Source organism: Bacillus pfraonensis, assembly GCF_050768835.1.
GTDB lineage: Bacteria > Bacillota > Bacilli > Bacillales > Bacillaceae_G > Bacillus_A > Bacillus_A pfraonensis.
Map to the genome: position 1 here is coordinate 36815 of NZ_JAHCDO010000002.1, position 17130 is coordinate 53944.

Annotated in this window: 18 protein-coding genes and 1 riboswitch; of the genes, 16 read left to right on the forward strand and 2 right to left on the reverse strand. The window is 35.1% G+C overall.

The features are described from left to right. The first annotated feature begins 3 nt into the window (after positions 1-3). The 5 genes from ccsB (at position 4) to KFD70_RS01405 (ending at position 5672) form a co-directional block, all read left to right on the forward strand. On the forward strand, positions 4-1161 hold the full coding sequence (ccsB, locus tag KFD70_RS01385) for a c-type cytochrome biogenesis protein CcsB (RefSeq protein ID WP_336451746.1): 1158 nt from the start codon (positions 4-6) through the stop codon (positions 1159-1161). A 335-nt stretch (positions 1162-1496) separates the two neighbouring features. Continuing rightward, on the forward strand, positions 1497-2213 hold the full coding sequence (gene resD, locus KFD70_RS01390) for a DNA-binding response regulator ResD (protein WP_336451747.1): 717 nt from the start codon (positions 1497-1499) through the stop codon (positions 2211-2213). Continuing rightward, positions 2213-3988, forward strand: coding sequence for an ATP-binding protein (locus tag KFD70_RS01395; RefSeq protein ID WP_336451748.1), 1776 nt, complete (start codon positions 2213-2215; stop codon positions 3986-3988). The genes resD and KFD70_RS01395 overlap by 1 nt, the downstream gene beginning before the upstream one ends. A gap of 412 nt (positions 3989-4400) precedes the next feature. Further along, on the forward strand, positions 4401-4973 hold the full coding sequence (locus KFD70_RS01400; RefSeq protein WP_336451749.1) for a cob(I)yrinic acid a,c-diamide adenosyltransferase: 573 nt from the start codon (positions 4401-4403) through the stop codon (positions 4971-4973). An 84-nt stretch (positions 4974-5057) separates the two neighbouring features. Continuing rightward, positions 5058-5672, forward strand: coding sequence for a peptidoglycan DD-metalloendopeptidase family protein (locus KFD70_RS01405; protein WP_336451750.1), 615 nt, complete (start codon positions 5058-5060; stop codon positions 5670-5672). A gap of 27 nt (positions 5673-5699) precedes the next feature. On the opposite strand, the gene KFD70_RS01410 is transcribed toward KFD70_RS01405, so the two are convergent. After that, positions 5700-6386 carry a hypothetical protein gene (locus KFD70_RS01410; protein WP_336451751.1) on the reverse strand — a complete coding sequence of 229 codons (687 nt, stop codon included), beginning with the start codon at positions 6384-6386 and terminating at the stop codon, positions 5700-5702. A gap of 353 nt (positions 6387-6739) precedes the next feature. Continuing rightward, positions 6740-6877: riboswitch (FMN riboswitch) on the forward strand. 164 nt (positions 6878-7041) lie between these two features. Between KFD70_RS01410 and KFD70_RS01415 the strand changes: the two genes are divergently transcribed. Further along, positions 7042-7620 carry an ECF transporter S component gene (locus KFD70_RS01415; protein ID WP_174099601.1) on the forward strand — a complete coding sequence of 193 codons (579 nt, stop codon included), beginning with the start codon at positions 7042-7044 and terminating at the stop codon, positions 7618-7620. A 117-nt stretch (positions 7621-7737) separates the two neighbouring features. Here KFD70_RS01415 and KFD70_RS01420 read toward each other — a convergent pair whose 3' ends face one another. Next, on the reverse strand, positions 7738-7986 hold the full coding sequence (locus KFD70_RS01420) for a ferredoxin (RefSeq protein WP_017152544.1): 249 nt from the start codon (positions 7984-7986) through the stop codon (positions 7738-7740). 228 nt (positions 7987-8214) lie between these two features. Between KFD70_RS01420 and KFD70_RS01425 the strand changes: the two genes are divergently transcribed. The 10 genes from KFD70_RS01425 to KFD70_RS01470 all read left to right on the forward strand — a co-directional run bounded on the left by KFD70_RS01425 (position 8215) and on the right by KFD70_RS01470 (position 17100). Continuing rightward, complete coding sequence (locus KFD70_RS01425) at positions 8215-9276, forward strand: YpbB family protein (protein ID WP_336451752.1); 1062 nt, start codon at positions 8215-8217, stop codon at positions 9274-9276. After that, the gene (locus KFD70_RS01430; RefSeq protein WP_336451753.1) at positions 9266-10798 is read left to right on the forward strand and encodes a RecQ family ATP-dependent DNA helicase; all 1533 of its coding nucleotides are present in this window, start codon (positions 9266-9268) and stop codon (positions 10796-10798) included. The genes KFD70_RS01425 and KFD70_RS01430 overlap by 11 nt, the downstream gene beginning before the upstream one ends. Further along, a complete protein-coding gene (locus KFD70_RS01435; RefSeq protein WP_336451978.1) occupies positions 10794-11357 on the forward strand; it encodes a CPBP family intramembrane glutamic endopeptidase in 564 nt (187 codons plus the stop codon). Before KFD70_RS01430 ends, KFD70_RS01435 begins: the two co-directional genes overlap by 5 nt. Positions 11358-11379: 22 nt before the next feature. Then, positions 11380-11862 (forward strand): LysM peptidoglycan-binding domain-containing protein, encoded by a 483-nt coding sequence (locus tag KFD70_RS01440; protein WP_336451754.1) that lies wholly within the window; start codon positions 11380-11382, stop codon positions 11860-11862. Between the two features lie 138 nt (positions 11863-12000). After that, positions 12001-12777 (forward strand): metallophosphoesterase, encoded by a 777-nt coding sequence (locus KFD70_RS01445; protein ID WP_336451755.1) that lies wholly within the window; start codon positions 12001-12003, stop codon positions 12775-12777. Between the two features lie 29 nt (positions 12778-12806). Continuing rightward, the gene (locus KFD70_RS01450) at positions 12807-13706 is read left to right on the forward strand and encodes a MerR family transcriptional regulator (RefSeq protein WP_336451756.1); all 900 of its coding nucleotides are present in this window, start codon (positions 12807-12809) and stop codon (positions 13704-13706) included. 77 nt (positions 13707-13783) lie between these two features. Continuing rightward, on the forward strand, positions 13784-14386 hold the full coding sequence (locus KFD70_RS01455) for a genetic competence negative regulator (RefSeq protein ID WP_336451757.1): 603 nt from the start codon (positions 13784-13786) through the stop codon (positions 14384-14386). Positions 14387-14645: 259 nt separating this feature from the next. Beyond that, positions 14646-15929, forward strand: a complete 1284-nt coding sequence (gene gudB / locus KFD70_RS01460; protein WP_336451758.1) for an NAD-specific glutamate dehydrogenase — start codon at positions 14646-14648, stop codon at positions 15927-15929. A 325-nt stretch (positions 15930-16254) separates the two neighbouring features. Next, entirely contained in the window at positions 16255-16491 is a 237-nt protein-coding gene (locus KFD70_RS01465) for a DUF3961 domain-containing protein (RefSeq protein WP_174099687.1), read from the forward strand. Positions 16492-16569: 78 nt separating this feature from the next. Then, on the forward strand, positions 16570-17100 hold the full coding sequence (locus tag KFD70_RS01470; protein WP_336451759.1) for a peptidoglycan recognition protein family protein: 531 nt from the start codon (positions 16570-16572) through the stop codon (positions 17098-17100). Positions 17101-17130: the final 30 nt, after the last annotated feature.

Genomic DNA, 17130 nt, shown 5'->3' on the forward strand with positions numbered 1-17130 from the left:
TATATGGCGCAAATAAGCAGTAATTTCCTATTTACCGCTTTCATCTTATATTTAATTGCAACGCTGTTCTTTGGAGGAGCAATTAAAGAAAAAGGTCGGAAATGGGCGAATGTAGGCATAACCATAACAATTTTAGGATTTGCCGCTCAAACGGTGTACTTTGTAACAAGGTGGATAGCTTCCGGGCATGCGCCAGTAAGTAATTTCTTTGAGTTTGGTACATTCTTCGGTATGATGCTAGTTGGTGCTTTTATTGTTATGTACTTTATGTATCGTGTAAGCATAGTTGGATTATTTGCTTTACCAGTAGCGCTATTATTAATTGCATATGCTAGTATGTTTCCAAGAGAAATTTCACCGCTTATTCCATCATTGAAAAGTAATTGGCTACATATTCATGTAACAACAGCAGCAGCTGGACAAGCTATTTTAGCAATTAGTTTTATTACAGGAGTTATGTATTTGCTTAAAAATGTAGATCAATCAAAAAGGTCGAAACGGACATTTTGGTTAGAAACAGTCGTTTTTACACTCGTTTGTGCGGTTGGATTCATAGCGGTAACAACAGTTTATTCGGCAACGAAATATGAAGCGAAGTTTCAATGGGTGGATAAAAATGAACAAAAAGTAGAGATGAAATATAATCTTCCTGCACTGGTTGGTCCCCATGAAGGGAAGTTACTAACAACTGAAAAACTTGAACCGATTGCAGAAATGCCTGCTATCATAAATGCAAAGAAATTAAATACAGTGATTTGGTCATTGCTTATTGGAACAGGACTTTATATTGTATTAAGATTAATCTTACGAAAAAGGGTATCTGCGGCCCTTCAGCCAGTAGTGAGAAATGTTAACAGTGATTTACTCGATGAAATTGGATATCGCTCTATTGCGATTGGATTCCCAGTCTTTACATTAGGAGCGTTGATTTTTGCGATGATTTGGGCGCAAATTGCATGGACGCGTTTTTGGGGATGGGATCCAAAAGAAGTATGGGCACTTATTACATGGCTCTTTTATGCTGCATTTTTACATTTACGATTATCTAAAGGATGGCATGGTGAGAAGTCGGCATGGCTGGCGGTAATTGGGTTTGCGATTATCATGTTCAATTTTATAGTCGTGAACTTAATCATTGCTGGTTTACACTCATATGCATAAGATAGCATGTAATTCATTTAAGCATGATAAAATAGGAAAGTGTTTGTCACTTTCCTATTTTATTTTTGTCAATTTCTTTTCTTTTTTGAGAAAAACATGGCAAAATAAAGGTTGATTTTGTAAAATGATGTCGGGGCCTAAATGTCCTGTTCAAGTAAAATACATATTTTTGGAAAAGAAATGAACAAACTTTATTATTCTTGTGAAGTATAATGTCTAAGATGGAAGACTAACATTTTAGAATTATCTATTATGAGATAAGAGTAAAAACAGTATTACATTGTAGAAAGGTAGGTGTGAACCGTTGTCATATTTTTTATGGGCAGCGGGAAGCAATGGAAAACGAACCAAGAATTTTAATTGTGGATGATGAAGAGCGTATTCGTCGTTTATTAAAAATGTATTTAGAAAGAGAACAATATACGATTGATGAGGCTGATAATGGTGATACAGCGTTAGAAAAAGCATTGCAAAATGACTATGATTTAATCTTATTAGATATCATGATGCCTGGAAAAGATGGAATTGAAGTATGTAAAGGCATTCGTGAGAAAAAAGCAACACCAATTATTATGCTGACAGCTAAAGGTGAGGAAGTAAACAGGGTGCAAGGATTTGAAGTTGGCTCCGATGATTATATCGTAAAGCCGTTTAGTCCACGTGAAGTAGTTCTTCGTGTAAAAGCAGTATTACGCCGTTCTGTAACAACAACATTCTTTACACAAGATACAACAACAAAAGATATTATTGTATTCCCACATTTAACAATTGATAACGATGCGCATCGCGTTACAGCTGATGGTGATGAAGTCAATTTAACACCAAAGGAATATGAATTATTACTATTTTTAGCAAAGGCTCCTGATAAAGTATTTGATCGTGAACAATTGCTAAAAGAGGTGTGGCAATATGAATTCTTTGGAGATTTGCGTACAGTAGATACACACGTAAAGCGTTTGCGTGAAAAGTTAAGTAAAAAATCATCTGATGCAGCGAAGATGATTGTAACTGTATGGGGTGTTGGTTATAAGTTTGAGGTTGTGAACGACTGATGCTTTGGAGAAGTGTAGTAGGAAAGCTATGGATGACAATATTGCTTCTTGTTTCATTTGTTCTTGGCTTTGTTGCCATTTTGCTTTCACAGTTTTTTGATAATTACTATATTGAAATGAGTGAAACTCGGCTTACAAAAGTAGCGACAAGTGTTTCGGAATTAATTGAAGAAGGTGCAGACGAAGAAACGATTGAGAATATTGCATATAAGTTTGCTGATCCGCTCTCACGAATTATTATTGTGAAAGGGGATCATGAAGTTTCTTCTTCACCGAAACAAGAAGGACTGGTAGATCTTACAATAGAAGATCTGAAAAAGGATAAAGATTTAGCAGCTGTTTTTATAGATAAAAAAGAAAATAAAGAAAAAATAAAAAAAGTGTCTGATGACAAGACGAATAAGAATTCTGAAAATGATATTATGATTGTTGGTAAACCACTCCAATCATCAAATCATAGTGCGGTGTTTGTATATCAATCATTGCAAGTTCCAAAACAAGGTATGGAAAAAGCAACTGATTTCATTTTTCTATCAGCGGGAATTGCAATTATTTTAACAACTTTCTTTGCGTTTTTCTTATCGACACGAATTACAGCTCCTCTTCGTAAAATGCGTGAAGTAGCCTTTGAAGTGGCGCGCGGAAAATTTGATACGAAAGCACCTATGGTTTCGCAAGATGAAATAGGAGAGCTAGCAACGGCATTAAATCAAATGGGAAAACAACTGAAGTTTAATATTAATGCGCTGCAACAAGAAAAAGAACAACTTTCTAGTATTTTAAGTAGTATGGCAGATGGTGTTGTAACACTGAATCAAGAAGGTGAAGTTGTTGTTATCAATCCACCAGCGGAGCGCTTTTTACAAGTTTGGCAAGAAGAAAAAGAGTTAGAATTAAGTAGAAATTTACCACCTGAGCTTGTTGAGTTGTTCCATCTTGTAGTAGAGAGTGAGCAGCAACAAGTTATTGAAATTAATTTACAAAAGGGTAATTACGTTGTCCTTATGACTCCGCTATATAATCAAACAAAGATTCGTGGTGCTGTCGCAGTCCTTCGAGATATGACAGAAGAACGTCGTCTTGAGAAAATGCGTCAAGATTTTATTGCGAATGTGTCTCATGAATTGCGTACTCCGATGGTTATGCTTCAAGGGTATAGTGAGGCCATCTTAGATGATGTTGTTCAAACGAAAGAAGAAATAAATGAGTTTGTACAAATTATTTATGATGAGTCTGTTCGTTTAGGGCGCCTTGTAAATGAACTTTTAGATTTAGCTCGGATGGAGAGTGGTCATGTAGAACTACATATATCTGAAGTGGATATTCATCCGTTTGTTGAGAAAATTGGTCGCAAGTTCCAAGGAATTGCGCAAGATAAAGAAGTGCAGTTAACCGTTGATTTCCGTAATCCGATTGAGGAGCATCCGTTTGATCCGGATCGTATGGAACAGGTATTAACGAACTTAATAGACAATGCAATTAGGCATACAAACGCAGGTGGTCAAGTTAAGCTTATTATTGATACGAAAAATAATGGGCTTGTTTTTGAAGTGCAAGATTCAGGTGTAGGTATCCCTGAGGAAGATATTCCGTTCTTATTTGACCGCTTCTATAAAGCTGATAAAGCAAGAACACGTGGAAAAACAGGTGGGACTGGTTTAGGGCTTGCAATTGCTAAAAACATTGTGCAAGGTCATGATGGTAAAATTTCTATATCAAGTGTTGTTGGAGAAGGGACGACATTCTCTGTATATTTACCAGGTCAATCCATATAAGTGATATTGCTGTGAGTGAATATGGAAGTTCTAGTATTTTTTATTCCTTTTGAGTTTATAATATTCTCTCAATGGAATGAAGAATATTAGAGCTTTTTGTTTTATCCCATAAAATCCCCACTGTTGGAAACTTCGCTTTATCGTGCTATTTGTAAATGGTAGTCTCTCTATGAGAATTGAACGAAAGACAAAAAGGTTAGAGTAAGAAAAGAATAAATCCATATTGATTTGCTGACATATCATTCGCGGCTATGAAAACAAAAGGTAATGACTACTCATTTTCTCTTTTTGTTTTCACATGGCATGGGGCTAAAAAAGAAAGGTTTTAATTCGTTTTAAAATGTATACTTACATTTGTAATAGCTACTAGTGTAATGAATAAAGCTTACTTAAAAAGAGAGGTGTAGAAGATTTGAAATTATATACAAAAACAGGAGATAAAGGACAAACAAGTATTATCAGTGGGCGAGTTGATAAAGATCATATTCGTGTGGAAGCATATGGAACAATTGATGAGGCAAACTCTCATATTGGATATGCAATGACTATGATGCGAGAAGAACGCTTTCAAGACATATATGATGAGCTTGAAAAGATTCAGCATGAGTTGTTTGATTGCGGTGGGGATTTAGCAATTATGCAGCAAACAATGCCGTATAAAGTAACGGAAGAGATGGTTATATATTTAGAAGAACGAATTGATTGCTACATAGAAGAAGCTCCGCCGCTAGAGCGTTTTATTTTGCCTGGTGGGAGCGCAGCGTCTGCGATGATTCATGTTGCGCGTACGGTAACGAGAAGAGCTGAGCGTCATATTGTATCGCTAAGTAAGCAAGAAGAAATAAATGAAGTTGTATTACGATATGTCAATCGATTATCTGATTATTTATTTGCGATTGCTAGAGTGGTAAATGCTCGTCTTAATGTGGACGACGTTGAATATAAACGAAGTGCAATTGTTTTTCGTAATAAGGAAGTGGAGTAATTCACTTTCTTTTTTTGTATACTTTTTTCCGTAATATACCACAATAGAGAAAGTGTGACGGTTATTATAAAACGGAGGATGCATATGAAAGGCTTAAAAATCGGGATACTTGTCTTTGGGTTGTTTTTTAGTTCTCAAATATATGCTTTTGCTGAGGACGGGCGATGGACATGGCCTGTAGATGGAAGAATTAGTGATTATTTTGGAACAAGAAGTGGAAAACACTATGGTATTGATATAGCTGCTTCAATCGGAACCCCGGTTGCAGCGATTCGGAGTGGAACGGTAACAAAATCCTACTTTTCAGATAGTTATGGACATGTAGTGTTTATTAAACATGGAGAATATGAAGCTGTTTATGCTCATCTAAATAAGAGATATGTACTGCAGGGGGAACATATTACAAGAGGTGAGGTAATTGGTGAAGTAGGTAACACAGGTGAATCAAGAGGAGCACATCTGCACCTAGAAGTTCATAAAGGTGCTTGGACGTTCGGGAAAAGAAATGCAATGGACCCGTTGCTTGTTTTAAAGGAAGAGATGAATCAAGTAGCATCAGCATCACTATATGTTGTACAAAAAGGAGATACTTTGGTTAGTATTGCACATAAGTTCGGTATGACAGTTCATGAAATAAAAGTGAAAAATGCATTGAGGAAAGATCGGATTTATCCAAATCAAAAATTATATATAAATTAAAAAAGGGCTAGTCGAACTAGCTCTTTTTTACCAAAAAATAAAGACACATATAAATCCAGAAATAGCTAAATAGCTATAATAATAAAAGACCTTGGCCCTCGTTTTTTCGGTTGTTCGAAATAATACTATGGTTGGTTCGATTAGTCCAATTGTCAAACACAGTAGACCAAGGAGCATACAACCGATAGAAAAAGAATACAAGGCAACTTGTATTTGTTGGAATGGAATAATCCACTTTAATAAAAATGCAATAAGTGCTGTATAACAGATGCTGCCAATGTATTTGTTTAAGATTGTATTAGAACGAAAACCAGGAAGTTTTTTCAAAAAGGATCGAGAAACAACTTCTGTTTGTAAAGAAGTATGTTCTTCAATTATTTTTTGAGCTTCTTTTCCTTTATGAAAGAGAGAGAGAATCCAATTTCGTTTTCCTTGGAAAACAAATTGCGATGTTGTTAAATAGTGATCAATTTTCACTTTATCCCAACTGTTCCAAGGGTGACGTTCACATAGCTTTAGTTTACTTTCTGTTGTTTTATCATACTGATAAACACTAATCCCTTCTTCGTCAAAGGTAGCATAGTATGTTTCTTTTGAAAATGTGCCTAAATCAATTGGGCAGTAGAAAAGTAATTCTTTTTTTAAATAAAAGTATTCTTTTCTTAAGTTTTTTTTCATTGTTTCTTGAATAGAGTGTCTTTTTTCTTTCTTCATGACATTTCCTCCGTATTAAGAAAATGCTCTTATCTTAACAATTCAACATCTTATCACTTTTCTGTATGGATGACTAGGGAATTGCGAAGGAAAAAATCGAATTGTAAAAAATATGGATTGTGTTGTCGTATAATCCTATGACTGTTTTTATGTTGTCTTTATCCTACTATTCGTGTGCTGCCCGTAAAAGCCCGATTGGTGAGGGTTGATAATAAGTGGGGGATGAAGAACTCCCCCCACTTATTAAAGTTTCACTTTATAATGAAAATATTACTTACTATTTATAAGTTATAAACATTTTTGTTCACAACTGTATGATGATGTTGTATAATGGTGGAGAAAATAGAATATCGGTCTATCTTCGGGGCAGGGTGAAAATCCCGACCGGCGGTGATGAACAGTTTCTTTTCGTTCTAAGCCCGCGAGCCGTTAAGGCAGGATTTGGTGAGATTCCAAAGCCGACAGTATAGTCTGGATGGGAGAAGATGGAGGTTCAAGCGTTCAAAAAAGATAAGTATTTGAACGTCTGTTTGATGTGCCTAAAAAATTCTCCCTTTGTGTTTTACACAAAGGGTTTTTTCATGATAGGAAAAAATAGGCATAGCAGAACCTTTCCACTTTCCATGAGATGATCGATGGAAAAGGAGAGAGAAGGATGAAACAAAAAAACAGTGTAGTACAAATGGTGAGTGTAGCGATGCTTAGTAGTATTGCGTATTTGCTTATGATGTTGGATTTCCCATTCCCAGGACTTCCACCGTTTTTAAAAATTGACTTTAGTGATGTGCCGGCTTTAATTGCAGCGATTATTTTTAGCCCGATTGCAGGTGTAGTTGTAGAAGCGATAAAAAATATTCTTCATTACGGAATTCAAGGCAGTTTAACGGGAGTTCCAGTTGGAGAAATAGCAAATTTTATTGCAGGGTGTCTATTTATTGGACCAGCAGCTTTCCTATTCCGGAAGTATCGCACAGTAAAAAGTTTAACAACAGGGTTAATGTTAGGGACGGTTACTATGGCGGTAATTATGAGTGTGTTAAATTATTTCATCATTTTACCAGCTTACACTTGGTTTTTAAATCAGCCTGCTATGTCTAGTAGTGGTATGCGACAAATGATTGTAGCGGCAATTCTCCCATTTAATTTAATTAAGGGAATTGTTGTAACAGTTGTATTTGTAGCACTGTTCTCACGCTTAAAAGTGTGGGTATTTGCAAAAATGAAAAATGCATAGAAACTTTGGTCATCAGTGGGAGAGTACCGCTGATGGCTTTTTTATTTGTGAGTTAGATGAATAACAAAAAACCCCCCTCATAAAAATGAGGGGGGTTTTTTGAAGTTAATAAAAAGACTATTCGAATTTTAAAGCGTCGCCATCGAATGCTTCGTCAGCAACTTTAATTGAGTCAGTTGGACAACCTTCAAATGCATCCATCATGTCGTCAATTAATACGTCTGGAATTTCAACGATACCTTGGTTATCATCTAGTGTTACAAATGCAATACCTTCATCATCGTAGTCATAAATGTCTGGTGCAGCAGCTCCGCAAGCTCCACATGCGATGCAAGTGTCTTTATCAACAATTGTATATTTTGCCATATTTTTTTCCCTCCTGATAATATGTATGTGAAAATAGTCGCTATAAAAATTATAATCTTATTGTAAAACGGTTTTTCAAACTTTTCAACATAAAATTATAATGATAATGCTTATCAATTAGGGTGTCAACTTATTTTTGATTTATTTCATAAGATTTTCAAAATGCCTAAATGCTGTACAGTTTGATACAATAGAAAATATAGATGTAATTGAAAGGTGGAAGCGGCAATGCAGTTACAATATACTTTATTATATTGTATAAAACAATTAAATGGTGAACGGACTGTTTCTTCCATTTATCACCTTTTAAAAGGGAAACGTTCTTCACAAACATTACAAGACGGAAATATATTTCGCATTTCTTTTCTGTTTGGGATATATAAATCATTACAACGTTCTGATTATGATCAGGAAATTGAACATGTATTACATAAAGAATGGATTCAGAGCGTGCATGAAAATACGTACATTTTAACTGAAACGGGAAAACGACAGCTGGGAACTTGGGAAGAAACACTTTTTTTTCCGCAGTATTTACACGGTTTGCACTATGGTAATCTTGGTGAAATGTTTTGGAAACGACTTTCGTTAATTATTCAAACCGTATCAAATTTACAACAGCAAAATGCAAAGTTTATTCCAATCCAACAAGATACTGAGGTAATGATGTGGGTTAAGCAGTTTCTCATTGGGCTGCCATATGCAAGAAGTGAACTTGCAAAAAGTTTATGGAAAGAGATGCATATGCTATTACAAGATACTTTACCGATAGAAGCAACAATTTTTACATATCGATTAACTGGATATGAAAGGATTGGGTATACATTAAAGCAACTTGCGGAAATTACAAGTCAAGATGTATTTCGCGTACATCTTTTATTTTGGGGCACGGTTCATTTCTTTATTCAATCTGTTCGAGAGAATGAAAAAGAATTCCCGCTATTAACAAAAATTATTGCTTATCCGAATGAAAGAGCGGATTTGTTTAGTTTATCAACACAAAAAACATATCAACTTTGGAAACAAGGACGTTCTTTGGATGAAATTGCAACAATTAGAAATTTAAAGGTTGCAACAATAGAAGATCATTTTGTTGAAATTGCATTACGAGAAAGAGATTTTTCCATTGAAATGTTTATGGAAAAAAATAAAATCAAGCATGTGCAGCGCATTATTGAAACGTTACAAACACGTAAGTTGCGTGTGTTAAAACAAGCAGTAGGAGAAGCGATTTCTTATTTTGAAATTCGTCTTGTGTTAGCGCAGATGGGGGTTGTAAATGAGGCTTGAGGATTATTTGCATAAGTGGTTTGGTTATAACGAATTTCGTCAAGGGCAGAAAGAGGTTATTGCGGATTTATTACAAGGAAAAGATGTTGTAGCAATGCTTCCAACTGGAAGAGGAAAATCAATGTGTTATCAGCTTCCGGGCCTTATGCAAGATGGAACAGTATTAATTGTTTCACCATTACTATCCTTAATGGAAGATCAGGTAGCGCAGCTTAAATATGTAGTGAAGGACCGTGTGATCGCGTTTAATAGTTTTCGTACCTTGATTGAAAAAAAGAAAGCGATAAAAAGATTATCTTCTTATAAATTTGTCTTTGTCTCGCCTGAAATGTTGCAATCTGAAGTAATAGTAAGAGAACTAAAAAAGATTCATATCTCACTATTTGTGATAGATGAAGCACATTGTATTTCGCAATGGGGCTATGATTTTCGAACAGATTATAAAAAATTAGACCAAGTTATAGCAGGTATTGGACGTCCTCCTGTGTTGGCATTAACAGCTACTGCAACAAAAGAAGTATTGCAGGACATTATAAAAAGTTTAAAACTTACGAATGTAGCAGAACATTTGTATTCGATTGATCGCCCAAATATTGCAATGGAGGTACAATTTGTACAAACAATAGAAGAGAAAAAAGAAGCGCTTCTCAAGCATGTTACTTATTTGCAAGGACCAGGAATTATTTATTGTTCGAGCAGAGCTTGGACGGAGCGTCTGGCAGAATATTTAAGGAGTAAAGGTATAGCAGATGTTGCATTTTATCATGGTGGAATGGAACATGAAGAGAGAATGTTAATTCAGCAGCAATTTATGAATGATCAATTGCAACTTGTTATATGTACAAGTGCATTTGGTATGGGGGTAAATAAGTCGAATACAAGGTATATTATTCATTTTCATTATCCAGCAAATATTGCTTCTTATTTACAGGAGATTGGTAGAGCGGGAAGAGATGGAGAGGCGAGCATTGCAATTCTACTTTGTAGTCCGCTAGATCATGATCTACCGGTTTCTATCATTGAAGATGAATTACCAAATAAACAACAAATTCAATTTTTATTCTCCTTACTACAAGAAAAGATGTTTCACACGAAAGTATTGCCAATAGAAGATGTGGAAGAAATTTGTTATAATGCTGCAAGGTTTAGTGAGCAACATTGGCGTTTTGTACGTTATCACTTAGAAAAGATGAAAATCATACAACAGAAGAAGCTCATTATGGAATCCTTGTCAGATGAGACAAGGGAAAAAATAATGTTAGAAGTAGATGAGCGTCTTCGGAATAAATATAGTCAACTAGAAAATATGAAATCATGGCTACAGTATAAAGGGTGTAGACGGGAACAGATGCTACATCTATTTGGATATAAGAAGGAAGCGCAGGTAAAAAATTGCTGTGACTACTGTGGTATTTCAAAAGAAGATTACAAAAAAAGACGAGCAAGACAATCAATTTTCGACTATAATTGGGAAGCAGAGTTACAATTTCTCTTTGGTATGAGAGAACGGAGGAATGATTAACATTCAAAGAAGTAGTATTGAAGACATAGGTCCGAAAGAAATACGGCTGAATCTCTATATAACACAATTAATAATTATAGGTGTTGGCTGTGTGTTAGCCTATATATTATTTCCAAATAGGAGTGAATTTTATGATTTGTGGAAATGGGAACCCATTTCAATTCTTGTAATAGGTAGTGTGGTTGCGGGCATTGTTGTGTTATTTGATTATATTGCTATGCAAGTGCTACCAGAATCGTGGTTTGATGATGGGGGAATTAATGAGCGAATGTTCCAAGGAACTTCTGTAATACAATTATTCGGTATTACGTTTGTTATTGGATTTGCTGAAGAGTTTTTATTTCGAGGTGTATTACAGACGCATTTTGGACTTGTAGTTGCAAGCCTTATTTTTGCTGTTTTACATATTCGATATGTGAAGAAGCCATTTCTGTTTTGCTTTGTATGTATGATTAGTTTTCTATTTGGATATGTGTTCCAATGGACAGAGAATTTATTTATAACAATATTTGCACACTTTCTTGTTGATTTTATAATGGGACTTCAATTAAGAAAATAAGTGGAAGGTGGTGGTGAACAACATGAGAAAACAAATTCCTGATTTTGAAGAAGAGTTGGAAGAAGAGCAAACAGAAGAAGGTTTACCGCCGCGAAGTGAGATTCATAGAAATAAAGAGAAGAAAAAATCTAAATTTAAGATTAACCACTTTTTTGTTCGGGTTTTAACATTTTTATTTATTTTGTTGCCGCTTAGTATTTTATGGTATACAGATAAGTATATCGAAGTAAAAAGTGCAAACAAGAATGATACCTCTGGAAAAAATGCGTTTGAAGTGATTTTTTTCGATTCAAATAAACACGGTGAAGGTGAAAAGAAGCAGCTAGAAAAGTTTGAAACGCACATTGTAAAAGAAGGGGAGACATTTGAAAGTATTGGGCAACAGTATTTTCCAAATGAAGATGGGGCTACAATTATTAAAAGCTATAACAATTTACAAGATGACCAATTAGAAGTAGGAAAAGAATTAAAAATTCCTATTAAAGAAAAGATAGAGAAGGAATAGCAGCAGTAAAATAATTGTTGTATGAGTGAACTGAAAAAGGTGAATAAAGCCGTTCATATTTGATAAGGCATTATTCACCTTTTCGGCAATTTAGCCTGATGGGATTATATTTTTTGAGAGGGAAGTTGAGAAACGTATATGTTATGGATTGGATTAGGCGGCACATTCATATGTATTGGTTTCATTTTTCTTTTTTTGATGTATAGAGAAGCAGTGCGTAATACGTTGCTAGAACATACTTTATCATTTGTGAATTTCCCAGAAAGTTTTGGGAAAGTTAGGATATTTTTTATTTCAGATATTCATAGGAGAGTTATCGCACCTTCCTTAATTGAAAATGTAAAAGGAAATGCTGATTTTGTTATTATTGGTGGTGATTTAGCTGAGAAGGGTGTATCGTTATCACAAATTGCGGCTAATATTCAAACTCTAAGCGAAATTGGTCCTATATATTTTGTATGGGGAAATAACGATTATGAAATTGACTATCATGAATTGGATGCGTTATTACTAGAACATGGTGTGAAAATTTTAGATAATACACGAGTGCTGTTTGAATCAGAGAGTGGCGATAAGCTTTGTTTATTAGGGGTGGATGATGTTGGGTTAGAACGAGATCGTTTAGATTTGGCGCTAGCGGATTGTCAAGAAGATGGTTTTCGCATTCTTATTAGCCACAACCCTGCTATTGTAAACGAAATGTCTGGACAAGAGCAAATTTCTCTTGTATTAAGTGGTCATACTCACGGAGGACAAATTCGTTTATTTCATTCTAAACGTTACCTAAAAGGCGGCGTATATGAGTATCCATGTACAACTTTATTTGTGAGTAATGGGTATGGAACGACATTAATACCACTACGGTTTCGAGCCCCAGCTCAAACACACTTAATTACATTGCAAGGAGAAAATTAAGAGATATTCGGTTTAAAGGTGGGGAAAATATGCCAACTTTAAAAGGAAAGTATAATATAAAAGCTGTTTCGAATATGCTTGGGATTCAGCCAAGTACACTGCGGGCTTGGGAGAGACGATATCATATTATTGCTCCAAAGCGCAATGATGCAGGGTATCGTTTATATACAGAAGAGCATGTGAGAATCTTAAAATGGTTAATGAATAAAGTAAATGAAGGATTTACAATTGGTCAAGCAGTCCAGCTATTAGAAAGCAATCGATTGCAAAATCACAATCCAGCTGAGATGACGTATAGTAAAGAAATTTTATTAGTGGACGATATCCTTGGTTATTTGTTAAAATTTGATGAAATACATGCCCGTGAATTATTAAACGAGGCATTTGTTATTTATACAATAGAAAAAGTAATCACTCATATATTTATCCTGATTGCTGATAAGTTAGAGACTATGCGGAAAAATGATGAGATAACAGCTGTACAAGAGCGGTATGTGGAGGCGTTTTTATGTTCACGCGTTGGAATGATTTATCATAATACGCAAACTCATTTTACATTGCCAAAAGCTTTGTCAGTATGTGCACCAGGAGAAATGAATGCATTACATCTGTTTCTTTTTACAATATATTTACGTTTGAAAGGTTATCAAGCGATATATTTGGGGACAGGCCTAGAGGAAAATGAGATCTGTGCAGCCATCGAGCAATTCACACCTAAATATGTATTTATAGCATGTTCAAAAGAACGATATTTGAAAAGTTGGCTGAATTTGATTAAGAAGTTGCAAAGTCAGAATCCGAAAATCTGCACTGGACTTATTGGGTTTGCAAGCCAGCTTGTTTCAGATGAAGACGAGGCTGAACTTCAAAATATATGTATTGGCGATACAAAAAAAGAATGGGATGAATGGTTAAAAATGTCAGAATAGTTGTTCGAAAAGAACCATCTATTTTCTATTTCATATAATAAAAATTAGATACAACGGTTACGTAGGGAGGTTACAAGATGAGGTTGGAACGATTGAATTATAATAAAATTAAAATTTTCCTAACATTTGACGATTTATCTGAGCGAGGGTTGACGAAAGAGGATTTATGGAAAAATGCTCCAAAAGTGCAACAGTTATTTCGTGATATGATGCAAGAAGCAAATAAAGAACTTGGGTTTGAAGCAGATGGTCCAATTGCAGTTGAAGTTTTTTCTTTACAGGCACAAGGAATGGTTGTGATTGTTACAAAAGAAAATCATGAAACGGATACAGAAGATGAGTTTCGTGATGAGTTTATTGAAATGCAAGTAACTCTAGATGAGAGTGAGCATATATTGTATGAATTTGCAACGTTTGAAGATGTGATTACTTTGGCAAGTCGTTTGTATAATCTCGGTGTAACCGGAGGAAAACTTTACACATGGGATGGGCGTTTTTATCTTTGGATGGAAGAAGAACCAGCGTTATTAAAGGCGGATATTATTGCGATTTTAGCGGAATACGGTAATTCTTCTACAGTAACAATTTATCGTATTATGGAATATGGAAAAGAATTAATGGATTCTCAAGCAATTCAGCAAATATACAAGTATTTTATCTTAAAACAAAACCTCAGCTAATGTAATTGGCTTGAGGTTTTGTTAGTGTTTTATGATATTCGAGAGATTAAAATACATTATAGTATAAAAAATATTTAAATATTTAAGTATTTTACTTTTCTAAAAGTGATAAAAGGACTATAATGATATTGAAAACGCTTGCAATAAAAATAAGTTTGTATATATTTGTTAGCGTTTTCTATTGCATTCCAAATTTAACGGTGTATACTAGGCAATGAAGGTTTACTAAACAAGTGAAATTACAGGGGGTTTACTTACTATGGTAGCCGAAAAGGGAGCTCAAACACAAACACAAAAAAGGGAACAGCACTTTGAATTATTAAATTCAACACAAATTGTTATTAGTGAAGCCCTAGAAAAATTGGGTTATCCAAACGAGGTGTATGAATTACTTAAAGAACCAATTCGTATGATGACAGTGAAAATTCCAGTTCGTATGGATGACGGGACTGTTAAAATATTTACAGGATATCGCGCACAGCACAATGATGCTGTTGGTCCAACGAAAGGTGGAATTCGCTTCCATCCAAACGTAACAGAAAACGAAGTGAAAGCACTTTCTATTTGGATGAGTTTAAAATGTGGTATTGTTGATTTACCATATGGTGGAGGTAAAGGTGGTATCATTTGTGATCCACGAGAAATGTCTTTCCGTGAATTAGAAAGATTAAGCCGTGGATACGTACGAGCAATTAGTCAAATTGTTGGTCCAACAAAAGATATTCCTGCTCCAGATGTATTTACAAACTCACAAATTATGGCATGGATGATGGATGAATATAGCCGCATCGATGAATTCAATTCACCAGGATTTATCACAGGTAAACCACTTGTATTAGGTGGATCTCATGGCCGTGAAACAGCGACTGCGAAAGGTGTAACAATCTGTATTCGAGAAGCTGCGGAAAAACGCGGTATCGACATTAAAGGCGCTCGCGTTGTTGTCCAAGGGTTTGGGAACGCTGGTAGCTTCTTAGCTAAATTTATGCACGATGCTGGTGCAAAAGTAATTGCGATTTCTGATGCTTACGGTGCACTGCATGATCCAAATGGATTGGATATCGACTACTTACTTGATCGTCGCGACAGCTTCGGAACAGTAACAAAATTGTTTAACAATACAATTTCAAACAAAGAGCTATTAGAACTTGATTGTGATATTCTAGTTCCAGCTGCAATCGAGAACCAAATTACAGAGGAGAATGCTGCGGATATTAAAGCGAAAATTGTTGTAGAAGCAGCAAATGGTCCAACTACATTAGAAGCAACTAAAATTTTAACAGAACGCGGTATTTTACTTGTTCCTGACGTATTAGCAAGTGCTGGTGGTGTTACGGTATCTTACTTCGAATGGGTACAAAATAACCAAGGTTACTATTGGACAGAAGAAGAAGTAGAACAACGCTTAGAAAAAGTAATGGTAAGATCATTCGATTCCATTTATGAAACATCACAAGTTCGTAAAGTGAACATGCGTTTAGCAGCTTATATGGTTGGTGTACGTAAGATGGCAGAAGCTAGTCGCTTTAGAGGTTGGGTATAATAGAACGAGAAGTTTAGAGAGAACGTGGTTTCCTTCAAGGAAACCACGTTCTTTTATTGTTTAGAGTATGTATTGTTGGACCAGTGATTGCTATAGTCTAGAAATTATAATATTACTTTTCAAGTGGATTGGATAAAGTGAAATTTCTATCAGTCTGGGTCTTACTGCCTGTTAATACGGGATAAATTGTGACTCTTAATAGAAGGGAATATGTTAAGAATGGAAGTGCGTTCATAAAAAACAAAAAAGAACGCTTGTTCTATACGAACATTCGTGCTATACTCTCCTTAGATAAACAAAACGGAAACAAAATAAGGAGAGATTGATAATGAAAATGACAGCAAACCAAAGATTTATGATGCCAACAGATGTTATGGAACGGGTAGAAGTTTTACGAGAAAAACATGTGAAACGCTCATCTTTGTTACAATCCGTGAATAAATTTTTCGGTTTAGATACAAAAGAAGACTGTGTTTGGTTTTATGGGTTTTATGGAACTGCTGTAAGTATTTTATTATTTATGGTCTTTACTTCAAATATTTTTGATTTTCTCTTTGCGTAAGAAATGTGCCATATAGATATCGAGGTTGAATACATATATAAGGAAGAAAGGTAATTTTCTAGAGCGGAGTTGATAGACATGGTGATGTTCCCTATAGAGCGAAATTATATTGGGTACGGAAGCTCAAGGCCAGGAATCCGCCTTTCAAAGGTAAGATTTATTGTAAGCCATGATACGGGGAATCCTGGTAGCAATGCGATAGGAAATCGTGATTACTTTAACGAAGTACAACCGAAAGCATCGGCGCATACTTTTGTAGATGATACAACTATTTTAGAAATTATCCCAATTAATGAGGTAGCATATCATGTAAGATATGGCGTACCAACAGATAACGATTTGTTTGGTTATGATGCGAATAAAGCGTCAATTGGTGTTGAAATGTGTTATGGAGGTAATGTTAGTTTTTGGGATTCTTACACGCGGTTTACATGGTACCATGCTTATTTATGTCATACATTTAATTTAAATCCTAAAACGGATATTGTATCTCATAAAACACTTGATCCTACGAGAAAGATTGATCCGGAAAATGTATTTGGACAACAAGGAATAAGATTTAGACAGTTTTTAGCGGACGTCTATCGAATGTACGTATCGTTTAGATGACAAATATATGAAAAATGAATACAATAAAGA

Bases quoted from the DNA above. Each gene is read 5' to 3' on its own strand.
- KFD70_RS01445 (WP_336451755.1), top strand. From the start codon at position 12,001: ATGTTATGGATTGGATTAGGCGGCACATTCATATGTATTGGTTTCATT.
- gudB (WP_336451758.1), top strand. From the start codon at position 14,646: ATGGTAGCCGAAAAGGGAGCTCAAACACAAACACAAAAAAGGGAACAG.
- KFD70_RS01440 (WP_336451754.1), top strand. From the start codon at position 11,380: ATGAGAAAACAAATTCCTGATTTTGAAGAAGAGTTGGAAGAAGAGCAA.
- KFD70_RS01410 (WP_336451751.1), bottom strand. From the start codon at position 6,386: ATGAAGAAAGAAAAAAGACACTCTATTCAAGAAACAATGAAAAAAAAC.
- KFD70_RS01430 (WP_336451753.1), top strand. From the start codon at position 9,266: ATGAGGCTTGAGGATTATTTGCATAAGTGGTTTGGTTATAACGAATTT.
- KFD70_RS01455 (WP_336451757.1), top strand. From the start codon at position 13,784: ATGAGGTTGGAACGATTGAATTATAATAAAATTAAAATTTTCCTAACA.
- ccsB (WP_336451746.1), top strand. From the start codon at position 4: ATGGCGCAAATAAGCAGTAATTTCCTATTTACCGCTTTCATCTTATAT.
- KFD70_RS01420 (WP_017152544.1), bottom strand. From the start codon at position 7,986: ATGGCAAAATATACAATTGTTGATAAAGACACTTGCATCGCATGTGGA.
- KFD70_RS01450 (WP_336451756.1), top strand. From the start codon at position 12,807: ATGCCAACTTTAAAAGGAAAGTATAATATAAAAGCTGTTTCGAATATG.
- KFD70_RS01425 (WP_336451752.1), top strand. From the start codon at position 8,215: ATGCAGTTACAATATACTTTATTATATTGTATAAAACAATTAAATGGT.
- KFD70_RS01395 (WP_336451748.1), top strand. From the start codon at position 2,213: ATGCTTTGGAGAAGTGTAGTAGGAAAGCTATGGATGACAATATTGCTT.
- KFD70_RS01470 (WP_336451759.1), top strand. From the start codon at position 16,570: ATGGTGATGTTCCCTATAGAGCGAAATTATATTGGGTACGGAAGCTCA.
- KFD70_RS01405 (WP_336451750.1), top strand. From the start codon at position 5,058: ATGAAAGGCTTAAAAATCGGGATACTTGTCTTTGGGTTGTTTTTTAGT.
- resD (WP_336451747.1), top strand. From the start codon at position 1,497: ATGGAAAACGAACCAAGAATTTTAATTGTGGATGATGAAGAGCGTATT.
- KFD70_RS01415 (WP_174099601.1), top strand. From the start codon at position 7,042: ATGAAACAAAAAAACAGTGTAGTACAAATGGTGAGTGTAGCGATGCTT.